At 57.6% G+C, this 24,925-nt stretch carries 13 protein-coding genes, 1 tRNA gene, 2 rRNA genes and 2 pseudogenes (1 of these 18 only partly in view); 5 read left to right on the forward strand and 13 right to left on the reverse strand.

Annotation, left to right across the window (positions count from 1 at the left end):
* Positions 1-57 precede the first annotated feature (57 nt).
* Genes AVI_RS15515 through AVI_RS15530 form a run of 4 tightly spaced genes read right to left on the reverse strand, consistent with a single transcriptional unit; the run spans position 58 to position 6,039 of the window.
* Complete coding sequence (locus AVI_RS15515; protein WP_015917250.1) at positions 58-1,242, reverse strand: ABC transporter permease; 1,185 nt, start codon at positions 1,240-1,242, stop codon at positions 58-60.
* The gene (locus AVI_RS15520) at positions 1,239-2,237 is read right to left on the reverse strand and encodes an ABC transporter permease (RefSeq protein WP_015917251.1); all 999 of its coding nucleotides are present in this window, start codon (positions 2,235-2,237) and stop codon (positions 1,239-1,241) included. Before AVI_RS15520 ends, AVI_RS15515 begins: the two co-directional genes overlap by 4 nt.
* A complete protein-coding gene (locus AVI_RS15525) occupies positions 2,234-4,114 on the reverse strand; it encodes an ABC transporter substrate-binding protein (protein WP_015917252.1) in 1,881 nt (626 codons plus the stop codon). Before AVI_RS15525 ends, AVI_RS15520 begins: the two co-directional genes overlap by 4 nt.
* A 38-nt stretch (positions 4,115-4,152) precedes the next feature.
* Positions 4,153-6,039, reverse strand: coding sequence for an ABC transporter ATP-binding protein (locus tag AVI_RS15530; RefSeq protein ID WP_015917253.1), 1,887 nt, complete (start codon positions 6,037-6,039; stop codon positions 4,153-4,155).
* Positions 6,040-6,211: 172 nt separating this feature from the next.
* Here AVI_RS15530 and AVI_RS15535 point away from each other — a divergent pair, with 172 nt between their 5' ends.
* Entirely contained in the window at positions 6,212-7,195 is a 984-nt protein-coding gene (locus AVI_RS15535) for a glycosyltransferase family 32 protein (protein ID WP_234617784.1), read from the forward strand.
* 4 nt (positions 7,196-7,199) lie between these two features.
* Here AVI_RS15535 and AVI_RS15540 read toward each other — a convergent pair whose 3' ends face one another.
* Both AVI_RS15540 and AVI_RS15545 read right to left on the reverse strand, forming a co-directional pair.
* Positions 7,200-7,943 carry a polysaccharide deacetylase family protein gene (locus AVI_RS15540; RefSeq protein WP_015917255.1) on the reverse strand — a complete coding sequence of 248 codons (744 nt, stop codon included), beginning with the start codon at positions 7,941-7,943 and terminating at the stop codon, positions 7,200-7,202.
* A complete protein-coding gene (locus tag AVI_RS15545; RefSeq protein WP_041697117.1) occupies positions 7,936-9,060 on the reverse strand; it encodes a glycosyltransferase family 4 protein in 1,125 nt (374 codons plus the stop codon). Before AVI_RS15545 ends, AVI_RS15540 begins: the two co-directional genes overlap by 8 nt.
* 191 nt (positions 9,061-9,251) lie before the next feature.
* On the opposite strand from AVI_RS15545, the gene AVI_RS15550 reads away from it, so the two are divergent.
* Together AVI_RS15550 and AVI_RS15555 are read left to right on the forward strand one after the other, a co-directional pair.
* Positions 9,252-10,604: a nucleotide sugar dehydrogenase gene (locus AVI_RS15550; RefSeq protein WP_041698224.1), complete on the forward strand. Its 1,353-nt coding sequence runs from the start codon at positions 9,252-9,254 to the stop codon at positions 10,602-10,604.
* A 4-nt stretch (positions 10,605-10,608) separates the two neighbouring features.
* Positions 10,609-11,091: a class I SAM-dependent methyltransferase gene (locus AVI_RS15555; protein WP_015917258.1), complete on the forward strand. Its 483-nt coding sequence runs from the start codon at positions 10,609-10,611 to the stop codon at positions 11,089-11,091.
* Positions 11,092-11,186: 95 nt separating this feature from the next.
* On the opposite strand, the gene AVI_RS15560 is transcribed toward AVI_RS15555, so the two are convergent.
* Both AVI_RS15560 and AVI_RS15565 read right to left on the reverse strand, forming a co-directional pair.
* Positions 11,187-11,651 carry a cyclic nucleotide-binding domain-containing protein gene (locus AVI_RS15560; RefSeq protein WP_015917259.1) on the reverse strand — a complete coding sequence of 155 codons (465 nt, stop codon included), beginning with the start codon at positions 11,649-11,651 and terminating at the stop codon, positions 11,187-11,189.
* A 39-nt stretch (positions 11,652-11,690) separates the two neighbouring features.
* On the reverse strand, positions 11,691-14,411 hold the full coding sequence (locus AVI_RS15565) for an ABC transporter transmembrane domain-containing protein (protein WP_015917260.1): 2,721 nt from the start codon (positions 14,409-14,411) through the stop codon (positions 11,691-11,693).
* 340 nt (positions 14,412-14,751) lie between these two features.
* Here AVI_RS15565 and AVI_RS15570 point away from each other — a divergent pair, with 340 nt between their 5' ends.
* Positions 14,752-15,891 carry an exonuclease SbcCD subunit D gene (locus AVI_RS15570; protein WP_015917261.1) on the forward strand — a complete coding sequence of 380 codons (1,140 nt, stop codon included), beginning with the start codon at positions 14,752-14,754 and terminating at the stop codon, positions 15,889-15,891.
* On the forward strand, positions 15,888-18,962 hold the full coding sequence (locus AVI_RS15575; protein ID WP_015917262.1) for an AAA family ATPase: 3,075 nt from the start codon (positions 15,888-15,890) through the stop codon (positions 18,960-18,962). The genes AVI_RS15570 and AVI_RS15575 overlap by 4 nt, the downstream gene beginning before the upstream one ends.
* Positions 18,963-19,318: 356 nt before the next feature.
* On the opposite strand, the pseudogene AVI_RS31825 reads toward AVI_RS15575, so the two are convergent.
* From AVI_RS31825 to AVI_RS15595, 5 genes and pseudogenes are all read right to left on the reverse strand, one after another.
* A pseudogene (locus AVI_RS31825) lies at positions 19,319-20,258 on the reverse strand (methyl-accepting chemotaxis protein); the annotation flags it as partial.
* 57 nt (positions 20,259-20,315) lie between these two features.
* Positions 20,316-21,035 (reverse strand): annotated as a pseudogene (locus AVI_RS31830) (HAMP domain-containing protein); the annotation flags it as partial.
* 477 nt (positions 21,036-21,512) lie between these two features.
* Positions 21,513-21,589: transfer RNA gene (locus tag AVI_RS15585), tRNA-Met, on the reverse strand.
* A gap of 119 nt (positions 21,590-21,708) precedes the next feature.
* A 5S ribosomal RNA gene (rrf, locus tag AVI_RS15590) occupies positions 21,709-21,823 on the reverse strand.
* A 232-nt stretch (positions 21,824-22,055) separates the two neighbouring features.
* Positions 22,056-24,925 (reverse strand): 23S ribosomal RNA (locus AVI_RS15595) (it continues 73 nt past the right edge of the window).

The following is a 24,925-nucleotide window of genomic DNA, read 5'->3' on the forward strand; positions in this document are numbered from 1 at the left end:
ACGGATTGAGCAACAGCCATGGAAATGGATAAGGGTCGCCGTTCCTGTTTACAGCGATCACTTATATGGATCTGCGGCATCCCTAAGACCATCCCCTAGAAAATTGAAGGCAAGAATGATCACGATGACGGGAACAACCGGGAACAGCAGCCAAGGATAAAGTGCGATCACATTGACCGAGCGCGCCTCTGTCAGCAACACACCCCAGCTGGTAATTGGTGGACGAAGGCCAAGCCCTAGAAAACTCAGGGTTGTTTCGCCCAGGATCATGCCGGGAATGGTCAGCGTCGCGCTGGCAATCAGATGCGACATGAAGCCCGGAATGAGATGACGACCGATGATACGGGCGCTTCCCGATCCCATCATCTGGGCGGCCAGCACGTAATCTTCCTCGCGCAGCGCCAGCAGCTTGGAGCGCACCGCCCGCGCCAGCCCCGTCCAGTCCAAGAGGCCGAGAATGAAGGTGATGCCGAGATAGACCAGCAGCGGGCTCCAGTCTGGCGGCATGATCGCCGCCAGCGCCAGCCACAGTGGAATGCTGGGAATGGAATGCAGGACTTCGGTAATGCGCTGCACGACCATATCGAACCAGCCGCCCCAATAGCCGGCCAGCCCGCCGATGACGATGCCAAGCACGAAACTGGTCATCACGCCCAGAAGACCGATGGTCAGCGAAATCCGGGCGCCGTAGAGGATGCGAGACAGCACGTCCCGGCCCAGCCGGTCGGTGCCGAGCAGGAAGAAATTGCCACCTTCCGCCGGACAGACCAGATGCAGATCGCTGTCCACCAACCCCCAGAAACGATAGCTATCGCCCCGGCAGAAAAACCGCAGCTTCTGCACCTGTTGCGGATCGTCGGTATAGACCCGTTTCAATGTGTCCATATCCAGCGACATCGTCCGGCCATAGACGAAAGGCCCAACAAACCCGTTTTCATCGAACAGATGCACGGCTTGCGGCGGCGCGTAGATCCGGTCCACATTGCGGGTATGGACATTATAAGGCGCTAGAAACTCGATGACGACAATCATCAGATAGGCCGCCAGCAGCAGCATGCCAGAATAATAGGCCAGTTTATGCCGCTTGAACCGCCACCAGGTCAGGCGAAATTGCGAGGCCTGGTCGACCGGTGAGCGCCGGGATGTGACCTCGTCCTCCGCCGCATAGGGATCGAACGGCAAAGGCGAGACGTAATGCGGTATTGCGCCACCAATGGAGGGGCCAGCGTGTGTGTCGCTCATTTGCTGCGCCCTCCCTGCAAGCGGATGCGCGGATCAAGCAGCGCCAGCGCGATATCCGAAATCAACACGCCGATGACCGTTAGCACCGCCAAAAACATCAGAAACGATCCGGCCAGATACATGTCCTGGTCCTGAAGCGCCCGGATCAGCATCGGGCCGGTGGTTTCCAGCGACAGCACGACGGCGGTGATTTCCGCCCCGGAAATGATTGTCGGCAGGATGGAGCCGATATCGGAAATGAAGAAATTCAACGACATGCGCAGCGGATATTTGATCAGCACCCGAAACGGATGCAGCCCCTTGGCGCGCGCCGTCATCACATATTGCTTGTGCAGCTCGTCCAGCAGATTGGCCCTGACACGGCGCACCATGCCAGCGGTGCCCGCCGTGCCGATGATGATGACCGGAATCCACAAATGTTCGAGGATAGACTTGAACTTGTCCCAGCTCATCGCCTGACCCAGAAAGCGCTGGTCCATCAGATGGCCGATGGAAATGCCGAACCAGATATTGGCGAAATACATCATGACAAGCGCCAGGATGAAGTTTGGCACGGCGATGCCGATCAGGCCCAGCAAGGTCAACCCGTAATCGCCCCAGCTATATTGATGGGTGGCGGAATAGATGCCGATTGGAAAGGCCAGCAGCCAGGTGACAGCGATGGTGACGGTGGAAACCAGGATGGTGAGCCAGACCCGGTCGCCGACCACATCGGCCACTGGCATGCGGTATTCGAAGGAATAGCCGAAATCCCCCTGCACAAAGCCGGTGACCCAGTTGAAATAGCGGATCGGCGCAGGCTGATCGAAACCGTAGCGCGCCTTCAAATCCTCGATTTCCTGCAAATCGGCCTTTTCGCCAATGGCCCGCATTTCCTCGACATAGCTTTCAAAGTAATCACCGGGTGGCAGCTCGATAATGGTGAAGACCAGCATGGAAATCATGATCAGCGTCGGGATCATCACGGCAATGCGCCAGAGAATATAGCGGATCATGTCGCATCCTCATCATACCAGAATGTATCCGGCATATAGACGCCGAGTTGGGAGGTCGGGACAAAGCCAAACAGGCCTTTTTCCGGCAGGTTCCTGAGCTTTCGCGATTTCACCACCGGCTGCAAGGCGGAATTGACGATGCCGATGGTAAAGACCTGATCGGTATAGAGCCGCAGCATGTCATGCCAGATCGCCGTGCGCTCCTCCAGCAGATCGGACTGCCGCCAGGCCCGAAACAGGTCGAGCAACGCCCGCGCCTCGGCAATTTCCGGTGCCCGGCCATCGCCACCGCCCGACAGCGTGTGCAGGCCCCAGAGCGGCCATTGCAACTGATCGTCACTGGTCGGCGCCAATTCGCGTGGCGACATGTCGGCGGTCGGCACGCCATTGTCCAATCCCTGCCAGACGGCCATCACAGTCTCGCCATTGGTGATGCGGCGGCGAAACAGCTCGCGATGCGAGATATGCACGAAAAGCCGGAAACCGATCTTGCGGAAGTGATCGGTGATCAGTTCCAGCACGTCGGAATCGAAGGAGCTTTCCCCGGTGCTCTCGACAATCAGCACCGCCTCGCGCCCATCCGGCAACAGGCGAAGGCCATGCCGGTCAGGGCGCTCAAGGCCCGCCTCATCCAGCAGCGCATTGGCCTGATCGGGGTCGAACCCAGCCCAAGCATCGCGATATTCCGGCTTGAACAGCGGACTTTCGGGCAGAATGGCATTGGCCGAAGCCTGAGCCAGGCCGAAAAACACCGCCTTGTTGATCTCTTCGCGGTTGATTGCCAAGGACAGCGCCCGGCGCACCCGGACATCAAGCAGCACCTGTCGCCAGACCAGATCCTTGCAATTCAGGTTCGGCATCAGCGCAATGCGCGCCCCTTGGGTGCGCTTCCACAGATCGACCTTGATCGGATAGCGTTTCTCGGCGTTTTTCAGGAAGGTATAATCGGCAAAATCCAGATTGGTGAATTGCAGGTCGCTTTCGCCCGTGCCGGTCTTGGCCGAAATCAGGTCGCCGGAACCAACGCCCATCACCACCTTGTCGATATAGGGCAATTGCACCCCGTTTTCGTCCACCCGGTGATAGAAAGGATTGCGCTCGAAGATGAACTGGCCCGATGGTGGGGCGGTCCGGGGGATCCAGGCATCCAGCGTCGGCAGATCGGGATTTTCCGGGCGCACGATGCGCGACATTTTCTGATGCAGCGCCACCCATTCCTGCACGCCGTTTCGTATGGCCAGCTCCTCCAGCTTTTCCTTGGTCTGGTATTTGTGGTGGAACTGCTTGAGATAGGCGCCGGGCATCATCAGACGCGTTGCGGTCGGGGCGGCAAGCTCGGCCAGGAAATCCGGATTAGGGTCCTCCCAGGTATAACGAACGGTCAGCGCGTCCAGCACCTCAAAGACCGGCTCCTTGTCATTGACCCGGAAGACCGTGGGAATTCCTCCCTTGTAAAGCTTTTTGTCATGGAACATATCCTCCCAGACATAGCGGAAATCCTCTGCCGTAAACGGCGAACCGTCCGACCAGCGATGGCCGTCGCGCAGGTGGAAGGTAAAGATCCGCTCCTCGACCACCTCGAACCGTTCCAGCAGATCCGGCTGGAAATTGAAGGCGAGATCATAGCCGATCAGCCGACAGTAACAATTGATCGGCATATATCTGATATCGCGCTGGCCGCCGATCAACATGCGGATCGTCCCGCCATAGCGTCCGGGCGCTCGCTCAGGCCCTTCAAGGGGCACGACACGCGGCACTTTCGGCAGGCGCTCAGCCATTGGTGGTAGTTGACCAGCCTCGACCTTGGCTTTCAGTAGTTCCGGTTCACTTGGATGAGACGCCGCCAGAAGCGGGCGGGGCAGAAAGGCGGCGGACATCAGCGCCAACGCCTGGCGGCGGGTAAGGCGGTGGCGGATCACGAGCGCAACTCCCTTGCATCCACCTCACGGCGGGCCAAAACCAGATGGCCACCACCCAGATCGGCATGGGCAAGCGTTGCCGGATCGCCTTCGTCGTGAAAATGCCTGGCCCAGCGCTTTTTGGCAGCCAGCGACGGTTCTCCGATCAGGTTGAAATCCATCGGATGATCCAGGTTGGGCAGCGGCACCGCCGCCAGCAATTTCTTGGTATAGGGATGGACCGGATCGCGCATGATCACCTCGCAAGGGGCAATCTCGACAATACGGCCCGCATACATTACCGCCACCCGGTCGGCCATGTAATTCACCACGGCCAGATTGTGGGAAATGAACAGATAGGTCAGGCCAAGCTCACTCTTCAAATCCTTCATCAGGTTGAGGATTTGTGCCTGCACCGAGACATCAAGTGCCGAGACCGGCTCATCGCAGATCACCAGATCCGGCCCCAGCGCCAGCGACCGGGCAATGCCGATCCGCTGCCGCTGCCCACCGGAAAAACTATGCGGATAGCGGCCTAATGCCGTCTCAGGGAGACCAATCGCATGGATCAGCCGGTTGACCAGATCCAGCCGAGCGGCCCGGTTGCCACGCTCATGAATTTCCAGGGGTTCGCTGATGATGCCGCGCACCGTCATGCGCGGTGACAGGGAAGAGACCGGGTCCTGAAACACCATCTGGATGCGGGTGCGCAGGTCTTGCAGCTTTGGCCCTTGAGCCTTGAGCATATCCAGCGGACCATCGGCACCATGATAGACAGCCGTGCCGTGATCAGCGGTGACGCCGCGCATCAAAATCTTGCTGAGCGTGGTCTTGCCGCACCCGCTTTCGCCCACCAAGCCTAAGGTTTCACCGCGAAAAATATCGAAGGAGACATCGTTGACGGCCAAAGTTGGCGAAGACGGGCGCGAGAAAAACCCGTTCGAGCCCTTGGACTGGAAAGATTTGGAAATATTGCGCACCGAGAGCAACACGCCATCGCCGCCGGACGGCACGCGACATTTGTCCATCAACCGGCCGGTATCGACGCGGATTTCCCGAAGCGGCTTCAGGCGCTCGTTGCGGTCCATGTCGAAATGCGGCACGGCCTGCATCAGGCCCTTGGTATAGGCATGTTGCGGTGCGCTGAAAATTGCCTCAACCGGGCCGGATTCCATCACTTCGCCGCGATAGATCACCACCACTTCATCCGCAAGACTGGCGACGACACCCAGATCATGGGTGATCAACAGGATCGCCATGCCAAGCTTTTCCTGCAACTCCTTCAGGAGCTTGAGGATTTGTGCCTGGATGGTGACATCAAGCGCCGTGGTTGGTTCATCGGCAATCAGCAGCGCCGGATTGCAGATCAGCGCCATGGCAATCATCGCCCGCTGGCGCATGCCGCCGGACAGTTCGAACGGATACATGGTTGCCACACGGGCCGGGTCGTTGAACCCGACCAGACCCAGCATTTCCTCCAGCCGCTCCTGACGTTCGCGCGGCGAAAGCGTGGTGTGGACCCGCAACACTTCCTCAATCTGATTGCCGACGGTATGGACCGGCGAAAACGAGGTCATCGGCTCCTGGAAGATCATGCCGATCCGGTTGCCGCGAATCTGGCGGATCTGGCGACCGTCATAGGGCAAGGACAGCAGATCGACCTGGGCTGCCTTTTGCGGATCATTAAAAACAACCCGGCCATTGATCTGTGCCAGGTTGGACTCGATCCCCATGATCGAGCGTCCAAGCACGGATTTACCCGACCCGGATTCACCGACCAGCGCCGTGACCTTGCCGGGCCGCAGCACCATGCTGAAAGACTTGACCGCCTGGATGCTTGCGCCCAACAGGGGAAAAGACACACTGATATTATCCACATAAAGCAGATCTGCGCATTCTGCCATGCGTCACTTTTCCCAACCCGTCTTATGACTTTGTAGGTACCGTATCTTAGCAAATCATTGATGTCTATCGCTGACACACATGCTTTAATCGCGACCCGGACATGGCTTTACGGCTTGCACATGTCAGTTTTTTATCGGTAGGACTGAAGACTGATAAAATGGACCTGTAATCGTGAGTCATGACCTTCCACCCCGACAGAAAAGTCGCGCCATAATTGCCCAAAGCCTGGAGCTTGCCCGTAAGCGGGAGCCTGAGGCGGCAAAAGCCATACTGGATGGCCTGGCTGGCGACCATGGCTTGCTGGCGCAGGCCGAATTGGGGCCGGACACCGCCCTTGGCTTGCCGCGCAAACTGCATTCAGCCTATCTGAAGCTGGCCAAGATCGCGGGCGACCGGCTGCGGGTCACCGGGCTGCAATATACACTTGCGCCACCGCCGGACCTGCTTTTGCCGTTTTCGCGCTTCAGCAGCGATGAGCGGCGAGATATGGCGGTGCTGAACCGCGTGCCAGTCCCAAGAGTGCTGCACCAGATCTGGCTCGGAACACTCGCCCTACCACCCGCCTGCCAGGCCTGGGCCAACCACTGCGCCCGCCATGGCTTTGCCTATCGGCTGTGGCGCGAGGCCGACCTTGAAGCACAGGGGTTTGACCAGCATCCAAGCTTTAAAGCCATGCTGGCGCGTAGCGACTATCCCGGTGCCGTGGATGTGGCGCGCTATCTGATCCTTGAGCAATTCGGCGGGATTTACCTCGACTGCGACTGGTATCCGGCCCGCGACGATATCGGCTTTGCCGATTGCCTGCCTCTGACCGGGCTTGCCGCCCTTGCCGAGGACACGCCGCGTCAGACCGGCCTTGGTAGCCTGCTGCTGACCAATTCCTTGATCGCCAGCCCGCCCGGCCATCCGGTCTTTGCGCGAATTATCGAGGCCATGCCGAAGGCCATGGCGCTGCTGCCGGATGCCCCCGCCTGGTGGTCCACCGGGCCGCTGCTGATGACCGTGGTGTTTCGAGGCACCAGCTTTACCGTTCCCGATTCCGGCTTTGTGGCCGCCAATCTGGAGCGCGGCGCGCCGTTTGCCGAGGTGGAGGCAGCGCGGGACACGGCTCTGACCACGGATGACGGATTGCTGATCGGCTGGAAATCCTGGTAGGGGCTTATGCTTGCCGCTGAAGCAATGTCCGCGCACTTTCCCAGCGGCAGGCCGGATGGGTGGCGGTCAGGGCGAACAGCCGCGTCAGGAAATCCCAGACCGTTTGGTCATGAACCAGATGATGGGTCAGGATGCCAACGGCCTGTAAAGGCTCAGATTCTGGGGCCAGATAGGCAGCCAGTTCCGCAAACAGGATATCGGCATCACGTCCACCCCGCGTCCCGTGCCAATCCATCACATCCACATGGGTGTTGAGAAGGGTTAGAGTATTTATGCGTTTCTCGCGGCCAAACACCGACAGCGTTGTAAAGCCGAGACCGGGCAACGCTGGCACCAGGGCCTTGTCGATCCGGTTCCACGGCGGCACCAGCATCGGCAGCAGTTGTTCACTGTAAAGACCGCGCAGCTTGGCCAATCCCTGGTGCAGCTCCTCCAGGACGATTGCTGCCGGGCGATGCCCACCCAGTTCCTGCTTCTTTTCACCCGGACCAGCATGGCTCTGGTGGTTCCAGCCATGCACGGCGATGGTGGCCAGGGATTCTGCCCGCAGCAATCCGGCCAGCGTCACACCCGTCGGCTCGGGAATGACCGCCAGCGTTAGCGGTATCTGGAAGCGGCGGGCAAGCACCAGCAGGGTCTCCAAGGGATCACTCGGCTCAACCGCATCGTCATCGCGCAGCCAGAATTTGACCGTCTTTCCTTGGGCGGCGAGATCATCGAGGCACTGCCTCAAGAGAATTTCAGACATTATGATTCCCGCCTTCCGATTCCAGTTTAGCACTATCGCCCAGGCACTGTTCCAGAACAGTGGAGAGCCGGGCGCTGGCCGCCTCAATCGAGCGATCCTGCTCGACCATCTTGCGGGCCGCTAGCGCCATTGTCTGGCGTTGGGACGCATCGGTCAGCAGGGTCGCTATGGCTTGCGCATAGGCAGACGCGTCGCCGGGCGGCGTTAAAAATCCCGTTATACCAGGCGCAACCACTTCCGGCACGCCCGCCACGGCCTCCGCCACGACCGGCAGGCCTGCCGCCTGCGCCTCCAGATAGGCAAGGCCATAGGCTTCGCCATGGCCCGGCCATACATAGACTGATGCAGTCGATAAGATCTCGGCGACGACTTGCGGCGGTTGCTCGCCCAGGAATTCGACTCGATCCGGCCGAAAGCCGGAAAACAGCGCCCGTACCTCGGCCCCACAAGGTCCATCACCCACCACCTTCAGCCGCCAGGCAAGATCGGGCAGCAGTGCCAGCGCTTTCGCCAGCGCGCCATAGCTGCTGATCTTATCGCCGGGGCGCATCATTGCAACGGTTGCCAGCAGATGTTGCTCTGGCTGCCGCAGGCGGGCAAGAAAGGCCTGCGCATCGATAAAAGGGGTTAGCCGAGCCAGCCGGGCTTGCGGAGCGACGGCCTGCAAGCCCTGCATATCCCGCGCCGTCAGGCAGAGATTGACAGCAGCACTCCTGATCGTATCCAGCAACCTGTCCTGAAAACCAGCCCAGACGCCCAGATTGCGCCGCTGAGAATAGGAAGCCTCGGCGGTGACATAGGGAATGGCGAACCGGCGGCAGAGCAGCGGTCCGATCAGGTCCGGCGCCTTGTAATAAGGGTGATAGCAAAACCACAGATCCGGTTTGCCCTGGCGCTGATAAAGCCCGGCCAGCCGCTCGATCTCTTCCTGCGCCGCCTCGGCCAGATCCGGCAGAACCGTCTCCGGCGTCGCGTGGAAACTGCGCAGATCAGACGCCACGCTGACATCATGGCCCGCCAGCCGCAAAGCCCGCAACAGGAGGCGCGCCATCAGCCGGTCGCCGGAAGGGACCGGATGGTCAGGGGATTTCAACGGCGCGTAAAAGCCGATTTTCATGGGCAGCCTCATCGTCATGCAGGGACATGTGCGCAGTCCGCAGGCTGTTGCAAGAGGCAGATGCAGATTTCTCGCCACCCATCACAGCCGATCAACATTGCCCGACAAGATCATCGCACACCCTTGACATCCCATCATGCGAACCGCAACTGAAGCCGGTATTGAAATCGCCTGCGGAGCTTTATCCCACCATGTCCCATCATCCCGTTGCCGCCGAATTGCTGTCCGCCATCCAGTCCCGCCGCGCCAAGGCAGCGGTGATCGGCCTCGGCTATGTCGGCCTGCCGCTGGCCATCAGTATTGCCAAGGCCGGATTCACGGTGATGGGCTTTGATATCGATGCCGCCAAGATCGACGCAATCGAGGCCGGAACAAGCTATATTGAGGCCGTACCAGAACATATTCTGCGCGAAGAATGCGCGGCGGGCCGCTTTTCCGCCACCTCGGATTTCCTGGCGCTGGCCGATTATGACGTGATCGCCATTTGCGTACCGACGCCACTGACCAAGAACCGCGATCCAGATCTATCCTATGTGGAAAACACCTGCCGCCAGATTGCCAAGTCGCTCAGGCCCGGCCAGCTGATCGTGCTGGAATCCACCACCTATCCCGGCACCACGCAAGAAGTGGTGAAGCCGATCCTCGAACATTCGGAACTGCGGGCCGGAGAGCATTTCTTCCTCGGTTTTTCCCCAGAACGCGAAGATCCCGGCAATCGTGAGTTTGAAACCTCGACCATTCCAAAGATCATCGCCGGTGATGGCCCCGACGCTTCAGCCTTGATGGCGGCGTTTTATGGTGCCGTGGTCAAAACCGTGGTGCCGGTTTCCTCAACGGCGACGGCGGAAGCCGTCAAGCTGACCGAAAACATCTTCCGCGCCGTCAACATCGCCTTGGTCAATGAGCTGAAGCTGGTTTATGACGCCATGGGCATCGATGTCTGGGAAGTGATCGACGCCGCCAAGACCAAGCCGTTCGGCTATATGCCGTTTTACCCCGGCCCCGGCCTCGGCGGCCATTGCATTCCCATCGATCCGTTTTACCTGACCTGGAAATCGCGCCAATATGACCAGCCGACACGGTTCATCGAGCTGGCGGGCGAGATCAACACGTCCATGCCGCATCACGTCGTCTCCAGGCTGGCCGAAGCACTGGACCGCAAAGCAGGAAAGGCGCTGAGCCGGTCGCGCGTGCTGATCCTGGGTCTGGCCTACAAGAAAAACGTCCCCGACATCAGGGAGAGCCCGTCGCTGCGGCTGATGGAGCTTATTCTGGAGCGCGGCGCCGAAGTCGCCTATTTCGACCCCTTCCTGCCCGAAATTCCGAAAACCCGCGAATATAGCCATCTGAAAGGCCGCCGCAGCATCGCCTGGAACCAGGAAAACCTCGCCGCCTTCGATGCCGTGCTGATCGCCACCGACCATGACACCGTCGATTACCAGCAACTGGCCGATTGGTGTCCGCTGATCGTTGATACCCGCAACGCCCTTGCCCGCCGCAACATTGCCGATCAGGCAGCGGGCCACACGATTGTGAAAGCGTGATCCCATGAGCCGTCTCGACAGTTTCATCAACCGCATGAGCGCCCAGCGCGATCTCTTGAACCATATCCGCGACGCCTATCCCCTGCCCGAAGGGCCGGTGCTGGAAATCGGCCTTGGCAATGGCCGGACCTTCAGTCATTTGCGGGAGAATTTCACCGGTCGCCGCATCATCGCCTTCGACCGGCAATTGGGCGCGCATAAAAGCTCCATTCCGCAGGAAGGCGACCTGATTCTGGGGGAAATCGACCAGACCGGCCAGGACTTCACCGGCTGCGGCGCGGCCTTTGTCCATGCCGATATCGGCACGGGCTATCCCGATCGGGATGCGGTCACGCTGACCTGGCTGCCGGATATGGTGGCAGGGATGCTGCGGCCCGGCGGCTATGCGCTCAGTGGCCTGCCGCTCGACCACGAAGCACTCGAGCCGCTACCAGTCCTCGATCATATCGAGAAAGACCGCTATTTCTTCTATCGCCGCCTGCCCTGATTTTTTGCATCGACATCGGTAATGCGAGGCATTTGCCTCAAATCCGCCTGAAATACAGGCGATTTGATGATCATAAGATCTTGTTTTGCCGACCTCTAATCGACAAGAGAGAGCTGACCCAAGCGAACAGTGTCGAGTTCGGTTGTCATTGCCCGAAGTCGCTCTGCAAGTGCACGGCTGAACTCCATGCTCATACGCGGGCTATCGGCCATGACCTTGCCAAGACAGTCCTTGGCGATGCGAAGCGTTTCGACCTCGGTTGCGGCGCGAGCGGTCATCCGTCTCGGACCATGGCAAAGAAGCGACATTTCACCGATGATGGATTTGCTGTCAGCCTCGCCGATTCTGACTTCACCTGTGGGCGGGCCTGACAGCAAGTCAACCTTTCCCGACAGGATGACATAAGCGGAATCACCGCCATCACCTTGGCGAAACAAAATGTCTCCGGGCTTATACGTGGCCCTTTGTGAGGCGAAGGCCAGGAGCTTCAGTTTGCACGGATCAACGTGCTTGAAGTATGGAATATTCCGCAATAGCTGCACTTCGTCTCGCAGTAACATGCTTGCCACCAACTTCCGGGTTTTCGGTGGCCTGACCCCTCATGCCACCAATGCCTTGAAAATATCATTTTCATTGCCCAAGGCCTCGAACGTCCCGTCCGCGACCAATGAACCGCTGTCGAGTATCAGAACACGATCAAAGTTTTTTGACAATGATGTGTTCGACAAAACCCAAAGGATAGAGGGATCATTGTCCTGCTCGCGCAGAAATGCAAGCACATCCTTAACGATATCCTCCTGAACACGCGCGTCGAGGCCCGGCAGGGCTTTGTTGAAGATATAATAGTCGCACCGCCGCACCAGCGCGCGGGCAAGGTTGAGCTTGTGGCGCTGAACGATGGTCAGCCTGCGGCCACCGCTGCCGATGTCGAACTCCAGGCCCAGGGCCAGGAATCGCTCTGTCAGGCCTTTCTTCGAGCTTAGTTTTGCCGCCAGCTCGCGGAATTTCGGCAGGGCTTCGGGATTGCGATTGACGAGTTTGCCGAAGATCACGTTCTCGCGCAGCGTCGCCGCCGCCATGTAGCGATGCGGATCGTAGCGTTCGATACTATGGCGCAGGTCCGGTGACAGGTTGTCGTGAAACAGGTCGCGGGCGCCGACAATCTTGTCCATCACTTCAGCCGTCAGCACACCCATACGATAGCGCGGCTCGACATAATTGAAGCTGAGCCGGATCATTGCCCGTTGCTCTTCCTCGTTCGGCACCGGCTTGGTCCGGCCTTGAAGGCGTTGCAGGATCTGTTGGTAAAACACCACGTCATCAGCGGTCAGGACATCGAGCTGCTGGAAGAACGGGTGATCGGCTGGCAGACCGCCGAAGATTTCCACAAGGTTTTCCGCAATCAGGAAACCCATCTCGTAAAATAGGCTGAGCAGACCGGCGCGCTCCAGCACATCATAAAAATAATCGCTTTGATGGGCATAGACAGGTCCATTGACGATCGGACGCAGCGTCCCGAACAACAGGTTTTCTCCCAATGTCGCCTCGGCATTATAAGCATTGGGGTCAAAGTGAACCACGAGATTGGCAAGACCCTGCCGCTGCAATTCATCACGCAGCGCCAGACGCAACTCCACCACTTTTTCTGTCAGGTCCGGATATTCAAGCGGATCGACGATGGAATGCAGCGCCAGTTCCATCACGTCGCTGGTCAGTTTCACGGTATCCAGCGCCGTCAAAATCGATTTTTTCAGGTCGCTGGCTTCACCGTGCAACACGGACGTCGCCCGCCGGTCAATCCAGTCGGCATTGGGATCGAGATCGGAGTTCTCAGATAATTGCGCTTCCTTGATCTCCCAACGGCGTTTGATCGCCTCGCGCCCGGTATAGTTCACCGAATTGGTCGGTGCATGTTTCAGCCCGTAAATCAGGTTTTCCTTGAGGCTGCCATGAAAGAAATAACCGTCGGCAGATACATAGGAAATAGCCCGGCCCGTCACCGATTCCGGCAATTCCAGCAGGTCAGCATCACCAAGCACGATCTTTCCCGCCACCGGCCAGTTCAACCGGCCAATGGCCTCAGCCATCACTTCCGCACCAACGCCGCGATTGTCGATAGCGGCAATCGTCTCTCCCTGTCCAATTTTCAGGCTGAGATTTTCCACCACCTTGGCACCGCCGCTATCTTGCAAGGTCACATTCTGCAAGGCGAGTTGGCCAGCACGGGTAGCCATTCCCACAGGCGCCAACGCCTGTAGTGCTGGCTCAATCATCTGCGGCGGCTCGAATTGTTCGAGCACCTGTTCATATTTTACCTGAACGTCCTGGCGCGACTGGTCCCAGTCGATCAGCTCTTTCAACGGACCGGGAAGATCCTTGTAGGCATTGATGACAGCCACCAGCTGGCCCACGTCCAGACTGCCCTTCAGCGCGAAATAGCCGCCGATGGAATAGAACAGGAAGGGCGTCAGCTGCGACAGGAAATTATTGAAAAATTTGACGAAAAACTTCCAGCGATAGAGATCGTAGCGAATCTTGAAGATATCGCCGAGCCGCTTCGAAATATCGGCGCGTTCATAATTCGACGTATCATATGCATGGATCGTGCCGACGCCATCGACGATTTCTCCGACTTTTCCGGCCAATTGCCGGGCCTGAAGCTGCCGCTGACGACCAAGAATAAGCAAGCGACGGCGCATTTTGGGAATGATGCCGACCTGAAGCGCCACCATTGCGCCTGCAATCGTGCCAAGCCAGAAACTTTGCAGGAAAATGAAGAACAGCGCCGCCAAGGCCTGACCGCCCAGCATAGTGGGCTGCACAAAGGCATCCCCCGTAAAGCCGCCAAACGGCTCGACCTCGTCGCGGACCATGGTCGAGACTTCAGAGGAATGGATCTGCTTGACATAGCTTGGCGGGAACCGCAGCACCCGGTCCACAAGCTCATAGCGGATCCGCCGCAAAAGGCGTTCTCCAAGCCTACCCTTATAGGTATTGATGTAGAATTTAAACAACCCGTTGATGATCACCAGCAGCAGGAAGACGCCACTTAACGCCATCAGGCTCGACATGCGATCAAGCGGTATCCCGCCCGAATGCAATGACCAATCGGTCAAAGGCACGGTCCAGTCGAAGGCAAACAGCGGTTGTCGGGAATCCGGCGCTTCGAACCCGCTTCCCTGGATCGGCCCATTGATGATGCGCTTGGGCAGGTCGAAGGCCAGAAAATACGGCACCATCGACAGGATAACAATCGTCAGAACCCAGATCTGCTGCTTGCGCGTATGCCGCCATATATAAAGGAGTAGGCTTTTTTCCATCAGCTGGTTATCACGCGGACCACTATTCGTGCCGGACAACGCCCGTGCGTCACCCATTCAAGACAATTGTTTATAAGGACAAGCCAGGCTGCCGGAAAGCCATCCTGCCCAGCAGGATAGCAAAAAAACCAAACCGCAGCACCAAAGTGATCGCAGGTGAGTAGCAAAAAGGCAATCCTTATCCGGCTTACCACCATAGCAAGACCCAAAGACGTGAACACATCCTCGCCTTGCACGCAAAGAGCCCGGGAAAAGCCGATCTGGCCGGTGTTTCACCTGGAGCCCGCTGCGTTATGCCAGTAGATAATCCTGACGGACATCGCTCACCGGATCGGACGCCATGAAAATCCTCCACACCGCCGACCTGCATCTGGGCCGCCAACTGAACGGATTATCGCTGGACGAGGATCAAGACGCCATTCTCGATCAGATCGTTGATGCGCTCCGCACCACCCGTGCCGATATCCTGATCATTGCCGGCGATATTTTCGACCGGGCAGCCCCTCCGGCAACAGCGGTACGCCAGTTCAACGCCTTCCTGTCACGGGTGGCGGCAGAAACCACCGCCGCCGTGGCGATCATTGCCGGCAATCACGATTCAGGCGACCGGATTGGTGCCATGGCGATCATGACCGACAGGCGCCGCGCGCTCATTCAGGGCCCTATTGCAAGAGATATGACACCCCTTGTCCTGCATGACGCCCACGGACCGGTGGCGTTTTCCGCCCTGCCCTTCGCCTATGAGTTTGCCGCCCGCGAATGTTTTGCCGACCCGGCCATAGCCACACCGCAAGACGTGTTGGCCGCCCAGGTGGCCGACGCGCGCCGCAGCCTGCCGGAGGGTGCGCGTTGGGTGGTGATCGCCCACGCCTTTGTCGCGGGAGGAACAAGCGGCGAGACGGAACGTCCGCTGGCCCGCGTCGGCGGTATTGAGACCGTGTCACCGGAGATTTTCGACGGCGCTCATTATGTGGCACTCGGTCATCTACACCGGCCACAACATGTGTCAGCCCCTCACATCCGCTATTCCGGCTCACCGCTGGCGTTCAGTTTCGGCGAGGCCAGCGAACAGAAATCCATGACCCTGGTCGATCTCGACGCCGATGGTCGGGTACGGATCGAAACCATCGATTTCAACCCACCACGGGCCGTGCGCCTGTTGCGCGGGCTATTGGCCGATCTGCTTCTGGCCCAACCGTCGCAGGACTTCATCAAGGCGGTGCTCACCGATCCCACCCCACTGATTGATCCGATGAAGCGGTTGCGGGCGGTGTTTCCCAATGCCTGCCAGTTGACCTATGCCCGTGACGAGCGGGCGCCGGAGCTGAAATTCGCCATCAGCACGGCTGCCCCAGCCGATCCGCTGGAGGTGATCGCCGATTTCATCGCCCAGGTTCGTGATGAGCCGATCTCCGAGCCAGAACGCGCGCTGATAACGGCCATGCTGGACGATCTGGACGCCGAGGAGAATGCCGCATGAGACCTGTCCGCTTGGTGATGCAGGCCTTTGGCCCCTATGCCGGACGCCAATCCATCGATTTTCGCGAAGCCGTCGCCGCTGGCCTGTTCGGCATCTACGGCCAGACGGGATCGGGGAAATCGACGATTTTCAGCGCCATGACCTTTGCCCTATTCGGGGAAGCGGCGAGAGCCGAGCAGGACACCATCTCGCTGCGCTCCGACCATGCTTCGCCCGACCTAGCAACCGAGGTGGAATTCGTATTCGATCTTGGCGCCCGCCGCTATGTCATCCGCCGGCGTCCCGAACAGATGCGGCCAAAACAACGCGGCGGTGGCGAAACCCGGGACGCCCACGAGGCCTGGCTGTTCGACGCCACCGGGCTTGGTGAAAGCGAAATTACCGCCGCCCAGCCGGGCAAGGTGCTGGCTGAAAAAAAGATCGGTCTGGTACGCGAAAAAATCACCGATCTGCTCGGTTACGGTCCTGAACAGTTCAAGCAGATCGTGCTTCTGCCGCAGGGCCGGTTCGAGGCCTTTCTTGCCGCCAAAACCCAGGAACGACAAGATATTCTCAGCGCCCTCTTCGATGTGTCGCTCTATCGCCGGCTAGCGGCAAAACTGAAGAGCGATGCCGAAAGCGCCGAACGGCTGGTGCGCGAGGAGCGCGCCGTCTGCCTTCGCCGCCTCGGTGCCGACGGGTTCGACAGCATGCAGGCACTGATGGACGGGATTGCCGAGGCGGCATCGTCGCTCACCGACCGGCAGCAAGCGGAACAGCATTTACGGGCTGAGGCGGATGCCGCCCGCGCTTCGTTGCAAGCAGCGAGAGACACCGATAACCAGTTCAAGTCCATGGACGCCGCTCGTCAGGCAAAACAGAAAACCCTCGACCAGGCCACAGACATGGCCGCGCTGCAAGCGCAGGTCACATCCGCCGAACGCGCCCGGACACTGGCCGATGCGGAGAACCGGGTGATAGAGGCACAGCGCGAGTGCAAGGATGCTGAGGCCGCGCTGTCTCTGGCAATGCAGATCCAGACATCGACGCAGGCAACGGCACAACAAGCGCAAGCTGCCTACCTTCAACAAATACAAAGCAAAAGCGAAATAGAGGCGCTGCGCCGGACAATCGATCAGATGGAACGCGATCGAGATGTGCTGGAAAAAGCCACCGGCCTCACCGCATCGGTCGAGGCGGCCAAACGACGCGTGCAGGAGGAACAGGCCGCATTCCGAACCGCAGAGGCCGGTCTTGCCGAGCTGACTGGCAAGCGGCAAGTCCGGGAACAGGCATTGAAACAGGCCCGCCTTGCCCATGAGCGCAGGCAATCATTGACCGCAAACCTTACGGCCTTGCAGGCGCAGGTGAAGCAGGCTGAGATTGTGGAACGGGCCGAAAAAGATCTGCAACAGGCCTACCAGCAGTTAAACCATAGTGCAAACATCCATGCCGAACGACAGGCTCAGACCACCAAGGCCGCAGCACTGTTCGATCAGGCCGAACGTCGGCTTGCCTCCGCGCAGGCTCTCCATTTGGCAGCAAAGCTGGGGCCTGGTCTCCCCTGCCCTGTTTGTGGCGCAACCGACCATCCGACCCCTGCGATGGGGGACAGCGCCGAGGCCGGATTGGACAAGGCCTTTCGCGAAGCGAAACAGGCGCTGGAAAAGGCGCGATTGGAAGAGCAGCATAGCGCTACCGCTCACGCCTCTGCGCAAGCCACCGTTGATGAACGCCAAGGTCGCCTAGGAGATCTGGAGCGGCCCGAGCAGCAGATCCAGGAGTTGCGCCAGGACATGGAAGGGATGGAGCGTGCCCTTCGCGGGCTCGGCCCGGCCATCGATATCGCCGCTGCCGAAACCGCGCTGGAAAATCTTGGAAAAGCCATCACCGATGCCCAAGCCCGGCTGGATCAGCACCGGGATCGGCTGGCCGCGCTGAAGACCGAGACCAGCAATGGTGAAACGCGACTTGCCGAAATGCTCTCCGGCATCGCAGCACATCTGCGGGATAAAGCAGCCCTGGAGCGCCAGCTTCAACAGTCGAAGGCCTTGATGACAAGCCGGGAAACGGCATTGAAGCGCAGCGAAGAAGCCGCAACGGCAACGCGCGAAGCGGCATTCAGCGCGCACAAAGACAGCGAAGCCGCCGAAAACATCCTGACCGAAAGACAAGCCCGCTTCGAAAAGGAAAATCAGGGTTTCGAGGATCGCCTGCGCGACGCTGGCCTGACGCGCGACGATCTGAACCGCCTGAAACCTGCAATCATGACACTTGAGCGTGACAAAGCGACGATAGAGACCCACCAGCGCCAATTGCAGCGCGACAGTGAAAAGCTCTTGGAATTGGAGACCGCGCTCACGGGTAAGCAGCCGCCGGACCTTCTCGCCCATCAAGAGGCGCTTGCGTCCGCTGAAGCCGCTTTCGATACAGCCGTTACACTGCGCGCAGCAACGGCGGCTCGGCTCGATCACCTGCAAAACTTGCGCAAAGAGCTTGCCGGCATCGCCAAACGGCTTGACGAAGCCGAGGCAACCTCCGGCCCTCTGCGGGAGCTGGCTGGCCTGTTCGATGCCCAGAACCGGCAGAAACTGAAACTGGAAACCTTCGCCATCGGCGCGATGTTCGAACAGGTCTTGCAAGCAGCCAACCTGCGGCTGGGACCGATGACCAATGGCCGCTACAGGCTGGAACGTGACATCGAATCCGGTGGCCGGGGTAAGCGTGGGCTGGGCATTCTCGCCTTCGATGTCCATACCGGCAAGGCAAGACCCACCGCGACACTTTCCGGTGGTGAAACCTTCATCGCCGCCCTGGCACTTGCCCTGGGTCTGGCCGACGTGGTCGAAAGCGCCAGCGGCAAGGTGCGCCTCGATACGATTTTCCTCGATGAAGGCTTCGGCAGCCTTGATACGGAAAACGGCTCAGGCACACTTGATCTGGTCTTGCAGGCTTTGAATAGCCTAGCCAGCCAGAACCGCACTGTTGGACTGATATCTCATGTTCCGCTTGTTCAGGAAGCAATTCCGAATGGTTTTTACGTCAGGAAGGACAGCGATGGCAGCCATGTGGAAGCTCGAGGAATGATGTAACAGCTGATCACGTCTCATCCGCTTTATACGATGAGTCATTGAAAATGACTCATCGTTTTTTTGCAAATGTCTCAAACACTTGATGCATTTGAGACATTGATAAGCTGCTGAAGGCGAGTATGAGGGAGCATCTGCGATACCTTGGTATTAAGTGAGTTGATGAAAGCGATCATCTTCTGCGTCAGGGCCACCCATGGAAAGATCGAGAGCAAAGCCCTTCGCGCGGGCTTGCTGCGCCGCAACGGATCGGTTTGCCATTGGCTTGCGAACCGGCTGGGCCGATGGCGCTGCCTTTCGAACTGGTGCAATTGACACCCGCGATTTGCGTGCCTGGGAATCGCCATTGTCACTGGTCTGGAAGAAAGTCAGCGAAGACTGCAATTCTTCCGCCTGAGACGCAAGCTCTTCAGAGGTGGCCGACATTTCCTCCGAAGCACTGGCATTATGCTGCGTGACCTGGTCCAATTGCTGAATGGCCTCGTTTATCTGGGAGGCTCCCAAATCCTGTTCACGGCAGGAGGCCGAAATTTCCGTGACGAGTTCGGCGGTCTTGCGAATATCAGGAACGAGCCGGTGCAGCATTTCACCAGCAGAGGTCGCTGCCTTGACGGTCTCGCTAGACAGACCGCTGATCTCTCCTGCTGCGGCCTGTGAACGTTCAGCAAGCTTGCGGACTTCGGATGCAACAACAGCAAAGCCTTTGCCATGCTCACCTGCACGGGCGGCTTCAACCGCGGCGTTCAGTGCCAGGAGATCTGTCTGACGAGCGATTTCCTGAACGATGGAAATTTTTTCTGCGATCGTTCGCATCGCATTGACGGCTTTATCAACCGCCTCGCCGGATAACTCGGCATCTTTCGCAGACTGGCGGGCAATCTTCTCTGTCTGTGATGCATTATCGGCGGTTTGCTTGATATTAGCGGCCATCTGCTCCATGGACGCCGACGCCTCTTCAGCAGCAGAGGCTTGCTCTGTCGCGCCCTGCGAGAGCTGCTCGGAGGTGGAGGAGAGCGCCTGGCTGCCGCTCGTCACCTGATCAGCCGCACTGGCAACACCCGTTGCAAAGGCCGTCAGGTTATCGACCAATGAATTGATTGCATCCTTCATTTTCTGATGGTCGCCTTCACAAGCAATCTCCACATGTTCCGTCAAATCGCCGGTGCTGACGAGATTAAGTACTCGATTGCCCTCACCAATCGGCAACAGGATGGCATCCAGCATGCCGTTTATCCCTGAAACCATCTTGGAAAAATCTCCGACAAACCGAGTGGCGACACCTCGCTCGCTCAAATTGCCTTCCGTCGACGCAACGGTTAAACGGCGGATTTCGGTGACGATGTCTCGGAAATTGCTCCTCAGCGTTTCTACCGTTTCGTTGATGAACGCCTTCTTTCCTGGAAATTGCTCGAGCGCCGCGTCAAAATTGCCTTCGCCGAATTCTTTGATGCAAGCCATTGCCTTTTTCTTCACAACGATATGGCCATTGACCATGTCGTTGACACCCTTTGCCATCACCGCAAAGTCGCCTTTAAACCGCTCGACAGGCACGAAGACGTCGATATCACCCTTATCGTGCTCGGCGGACATCCGGTTCATTTCGGCGATAAAGCCCTTGAGATTGCCACGCAAAGTTTCCACCGTGTCATTGATGAATGCCTTCTTGCCCGGGAACCGCTCAAGCGCAGCCTCAAAATTTCCTTCGCTGAACTCCTGAACGCAGGCCATCGCCTTCTTTTTTACCGATATATGGCCAGCGACCATTTCGTTGATGCCCTTCGCCATGACGGAAAGATCACCCTTGAAGGCATCGACCGGAAGGATCGCATCAATATCGCCCTTGTCGTGGTCCACTGACATGCGAGTCGTGGCATCGCGGAGGTCGGAGACTGGACGCATAGCTGCGTCGAGCAATCTGTTGACCGCGTCCAGCAGCATCTTTGCTTCGCCGGTCGCAATGTCCACCTGCGCGCGACGCGATGTATCGCCATCAGCCATACTGCGCGTCAGATTTTCGATCTCTGTAATTGCTAGTTGTGCTCGGGAAGATTTTTTGAACTGTGTGTATAAGGACATCGTGAGCCATCCAACGCGTTACAATAAGTCTATCAATCTGGATCGAAGGTGAGTGTCATTCGCCAGGCATGACCCGGACGAATTCGTCATGCTCCTCAAAAGTCGACAATCCGATTATTATGAAGAACAATAAAGGATTCGTGAATAGAAGAGGTCGCTTATGAAATGACACCTAATACCTTCGGCTGAATGATGCCTTCAGGCCTTTGAAACTGAGCGAGGCGGAAGAATTTCAGGGCAAGCAAGCCCCGAGATCCAGCAAAATTTGCAAGTTTGCAATTTCACTTATTGGCATTGAATTTGTGCGTTTAGGTTTGCTGCATCTGGCGGTTAAGTTTGCGCAGTGTTCAGGATTTATGTTGAAAGTGACGGCTGGGGGATTGTGAAGCGCTATGATGAGGGCCGTGTTGGCGCAACCGAAGCCCAGAAACGCAAAAATCCCGCAGCGTTTAAGGCTGCGGGATTGATGTAAGTTATTGGTTGCGGGGGCAGGATTTGAACCTGCGGCCTTCAGGTTATGAGCCTGACGAGCTACCGGGCTGCTCCACCCCGCGTTATATATTTTTATTCGTTAACGGAATAAGGGTCGCTTGAGCGACCCTTTATGTTTTCGGCGGGGCCGATGTTTATGAGAGAAGATGATTGATTTGAGTATGAACATTGCGCTTAGCAGACCTGGCAGCGACCTACTCTCCCGCGTCTTAAGACGAAGTACCATTGGCGCAGGGGCGTTTCACGGCCGTGTTCGGAATGGGAACGGGTGCGGCCGCCCCGCCATGACCACCAGGTCAGCTAAGGGCAATGTTGATGAGAAGCTGGCGGGCATTGCCCGTTTTCTTATTGTGTGAACACGTCATTCCGCGACGTTTTGCTTGGCACTTTCGGACGAAGTCCGCAAGCGCAAGGCGCGTCGCCGATCGTTCGGCGCCCTCGCGGAGCATAGGCTCGTATACGAGCCGCTCATGCGTGAGCGCTAAACAGATGGCTCATCGACGAAGTCGATGAGCATGGTCAATGAGAACGATTAAGCCAATCGAGCTATTAGTAACGGTAAGCTTCGCAGGTTACCCTGCTTCCACACCCGTCCTATCAACGTGGTCGTCTTCCACGGCTCTGATAGGGAATACTCGTTTTCAGGTTGGTTTCCCGCTTAGATGCCTTCAGCGGTTATCCATTCCATATATAGCTACCCTGCTATGCCGTTGGCACGACAACAGGTCCACCAGAGATATGTCCATCCCGGTCCTCTCGTACTAGGGACAGATCCTGTCAATATTCCTACACCCACGGCAGATAGGGACCGAACTGTCTCACGACGTTCTGAACCCAGCTCACGTACCGCTTTAATTGGCGAACAGCCAAACCCTTGGGACCTGCTCCAGCCCCAGGATGCGATGAGCCGACATCGAGGTGCCAAACAACCCCGTCGATATGGACTCTTGGGGGTCATCAGCCTGTTATCCCCGGCGTACCTTTTATCCGTTGAGCGATGGCCCTTCCACGCGGGACCACCGGATCACTATGACCGACTTTCGTCTCTGCTCGACTTGTCAGTCTCGCAGTCAGGCGGGCTTATGCCATTGCACTCGACGACCGATTTCCGACCGGTCTGAGCCCACCATCGCGCGCCTCCGTTACTCTTTCGGAGGCGACCGCCCCAGTCAAACTACCCACCATACACTGTCCCGGATCCGGATAACGGACCGCGGTTAGACATCCATGACGATAAGGGTGGTATTTCAAGGATGGCTCCACTCGAACTGGCGTCCAAGCTTCAAAGCCTACCACCTATCCTACACATGCCGACACGAATGCCAGTGTAAAGCTATAGTAAAGGTGCACGGGGTCTTTCCGTCTGACCGCAGGAACCCCGCATCTTCACGGGGAATTCAATTTCACTGAGTCTATGTTGGAGACAGCGGGGAAGTCGTTACGCCATTCGTGCAGGTCGGAACTTACCCGACAAGGAATTTCGCTACCTTAGGACCGTTATAGTTACGGCCGCCGTTTACTGGGGCTTCAATTCAAAGCTTGCACCTCTCCTTTTAACCTTCCAGCACCGGGCAGGCGTCAGACCCTATACGTCGTCTTGCGACTTCGCAGAGCCCTGTGTTTTTGATAAACAGTCGCTACCCCCTGGTCTGTGCCACCCCTCTCCACTTGCGTAAAAAGGGGTCACGCTTCTTCCGAAGTTACGCGTGCAATTTGCCGAGTTCCTTCAACATAGTTCTCTCAAGCGCCTTGGTATACTCTACCTGACCACCTGTGTCGGTTTCGGGTACGGTCTATACGGTGGAGCTATTTCCTGGAACCACTCCACTGCACAATCAATCCAGTAAGACTGTACAATTTGTGTGATCCGTCACTACCACCAGGCCCACGAATATTAACGTGGTTCCCATCGACTACGCATTTCTGCCTCGCCTTAGGGGCCGGCTAACCCTGCTCAGATTAACTTTAAGCAGGAACCCTTGGTCTTTCGGCGAGGGGGTCTCTCACCCCCTTTATCGTTACTCATGTCAACATTCGCACTTCCGATACCTCCAGGATGTCTCACGACTGTCCCTTCACAGGCTTACGGAACGCTCCGCTACCACGTACACTTACGTGCACATCCTCAGCTTCGGTGCATGGCTTTAGCCCCGTTACATTTTCGGCGCAAAGACCCTTATTTAGACCAGTGAGCTGTTACGCTTTCTTTAAATGATGGCTGCTTCTAAGCCAACATCCTGGTTGTTTTGGGATCCTCACATCCTTTCCCACTTAGCCATGACTTGGGGACCTTAGCTGGAGGTCAGGGTTGTTGCCCTCTTCACGACGGACGTTAGCACCCGCCGTGTGTCTGCCGATTAGTACTCTCAGGTATTCGGAGTTTGGTTAGGATCAGTAAGACGGTGAGTCCCCATAGCCCATCCAGTGCTCTACCCCCTGAGGTATTCGATCGACGCACTACCTAAATAGTTTTCGCGGAGAACCAGCTATTTCCGAGTTTGATTGGCCTTTCACCCCTAACCACAAGTCATCCCAATCTATTGCAACAGATGCGGGTTCGGTCCTCCAGTTGGTGTTACCCAACCTTCAACCTGCTCATGGCTAGATCACTCGGTTTCGGGTCTAATGCAACTAACTCAATCGCGCTATTAACACTCGCTTTCGCTGCGCCTACACCTACCGGCTTAAGCTTGCTAGTTACACTAAGTCGTTGACCCATTATACAAAAGGTACGCAGTCAGGCTTTCGCCCTCCTACTGTTTGTAGGCATCCGGTTTCAGGTTCTATTTCACTCCCCTTGTCGGGGTGCTTTTCACCTTTCCCTCACGGTACTTGTTCGCTATCGGTCATGCACGAGTACTTAGGCTTGGAGAGTGGTCTCCCCATGTTCGAACAGGATTTCACGTGTCCCGCCCTACTCTAGGACAATGAGTGTTCTACGCGTACGGGGCTGTCACCCACTATGGCCAAGCTTTCCAACTTGTTCCGCTTTATTCCTCATTGCCACTGGCCTGGTCCGCGTTCGCTCGCCACTACTTGCGGAGTCTCGGTTGATGTCCTTTCCTTCGGGTACTTAGATGTTTCAGTTCCCCGAGTTCGCTTCTTACCCCTATGTATTCAAGGTAAGATACCTTATTTGCGATATCTAGAAACCTCTTTTGCCGAACCCTATCGCCCCACACTCGGGGTTTGTTTTGTCTTCACGCTGTCGGCTCTTCGAGCCTGCGCTACAGACGGTGCGCCAAACGCTTGGCGACGGCCTACCGGTCTGTATGGGACGTCCCACACAACCGGTCAAAACAGATTGGTCTAGCAAAACAGATTTTCTAGATATCTAAGGTGGGTTTCCCCATTCGGAAATCCATGGATCAAAGCTTATTCGCAGCTCCCCACGGCTT

It is taken from the genome of Allorhizobium ampelinum S4 (assembly GCF_000016285.1).
GTDB classification, from domain to species: Bacteria; Pseudomonadota; Alphaproteobacteria; order Rhizobiales; family Rhizobiaceae; genus Allorhizobium; species Allorhizobium ampelinum.

Excerpts from the sequence above, each read along its gene's own strand:
- AVI_RS15515 (WP_015917250.1), bottom strand. The coding sequence starts at position 1,242 with ATGAGCGACACACACGCTGGCCCCTCCATTGGTGGCGCAATACCGCAT.
- AVI_RS15520 (WP_015917251.1), bottom strand. The coding sequence starts at position 2,237 with ATGATCCGCTATATTCTCTGGCGCATTGCCGTGATGATCCCGACGCTG.
- AVI_RS15525 (WP_015917252.1), bottom strand. The coding sequence starts at position 4,114 with ATGTCCGCCGCCTTTCTGCCCCGCCCGCTTCTGGCGGCGTCTCATCCA.
- AVI_RS15530 (WP_015917253.1), bottom strand. The coding sequence starts at position 6,039 with ATGGCAGAATGCGCAGATCTGCTTTATGTGGATAATATCAGTGTGTCT.
- AVI_RS15540 (WP_015917255.1), bottom strand. The coding sequence starts at position 7,943 with ATGTCTGAAATTCTCTTGAGGCAGTGCCTCGATGATCTCGCCGCCCAA.
- AVI_RS15545 (WP_041697117.1), bottom strand. The coding sequence starts at position 9,060 with ATGAAAATCGGCTTTTACGCGCCGTTGAAATCCCCTGACCATCCGGTC.
- AVI_RS15550 (WP_041698224.1), top strand. The coding sequence starts at position 9,252 with ATGTCCCATCATCCCGTTGCCGCCGAATTGCTGTCCGCCATCCAGTCC.
- AVI_RS15555 (WP_015917258.1), top strand. The coding sequence starts at position 10,609 with ATGAGCCGTCTCGACAGTTTCATCAACCGCATGAGCGCCCAGCGCGAT.
- AVI_RS15560 (WP_015917259.1), bottom strand. The coding sequence starts at position 11,651 with ATGTTACTGCGAGACGAAGTGCAGCTATTGCGGAATATTCCATACTTC.
- AVI_RS15565 (WP_015917260.1), bottom strand. The coding sequence starts at position 14,411 with ATGGAAAAAAGCCTACTCCTTTATATATGGCGGCATACGCGCAAGCAG.
- AVI_RS15570 (WP_015917261.1), top strand. The coding sequence starts at position 14,752 with ATGAAAATCCTCCACACCGCCGACCTGCATCTGGGCCGCCAACTGAAC.
- AVI_RS15575 (WP_015917262.1), top strand. The coding sequence starts at position 15,888 with ATGAGACCTGTCCGCTTGGTGATGCAGGCCTTTGGCCCCTATGCCGGA.